Source organism: Rhodoplanes sp. SY1, from assembly GCF_046000175.1.
In the GTDB taxonomy this organism is placed as follows: domain Bacteria; phylum Pseudomonadota; class Alphaproteobacteria; order Rhizobiales; family Xanthobacteraceae; genus Rhodoplanes.
In genome coordinates this window covers 1-551 of record NZ_JBEOMB010000342.1, presented here as the reverse complement: position 1 = coordinate 551, position 551 = coordinate 1, and the positions used below count along the sequence as shown (strand labels likewise).

Sequence of the window (551 nt, the reverse complement as noted above, 5' to 3'; positions counted from 1 at the left end):
CCGGAGGAGGAGCCCGACTGGACCCGCGATCCGCTCGCGCCGACCCCGGGCGCCGAGCGCAAGCGCTTCTTCGCCTGGACGCGGCGTCGCCAGACGGTCAGCTCGGACGCCGAGGCGCCGCACGACGACGTGCCGCCGCCGCCGTTCGAGCGTCCGGCCGAGCGGGGCTTCGACCGCGGTTCGAGCCGCGTTCAAGATCGCGCCCAAGATCGTGCTCAGGATGGTGGCTTCGAGCGCGGCGGCGATCGTGCTTCCGGGGATCGCGGCTTCGATCGTGCGCCACCGCCGCCTCCGCTCGTCCCTCCGGCTCCGGAGGCGCCGGCCGGCGCCGAGGCGGCGCCCGTCACGGTGCTCAAGTCGGGCGTCATCGACGGCATGGGCTACACGCTCTACACGGACGGCTCGATCGACGCCGCCTTCGAGCACGGCACGCTGCGCTTCGCCTCCATCGACGACCTGCGCCGCCATCTCGAGCAGAGCCACGGCTGAGCCGTCAGGCGTGACGGCGTATCCCTCTCGATGAGACGCAGGCCCGGTTCTCGACCGCGTGC

Annotated in this window: 1 pseudogene; it reads left to right on the top strand. The window is 73.1% G+C overall.

Annotated elements, in window-relative coordinates:
- Positions 1 to 489, top strand: a pseudogene (locus ABTU92_RS29525) (DUF308 domain-containing protein); the annotation flags it as partial.
- Between the last annotated feature and the right edge of the window lie 62 nt (positions 490 to 551).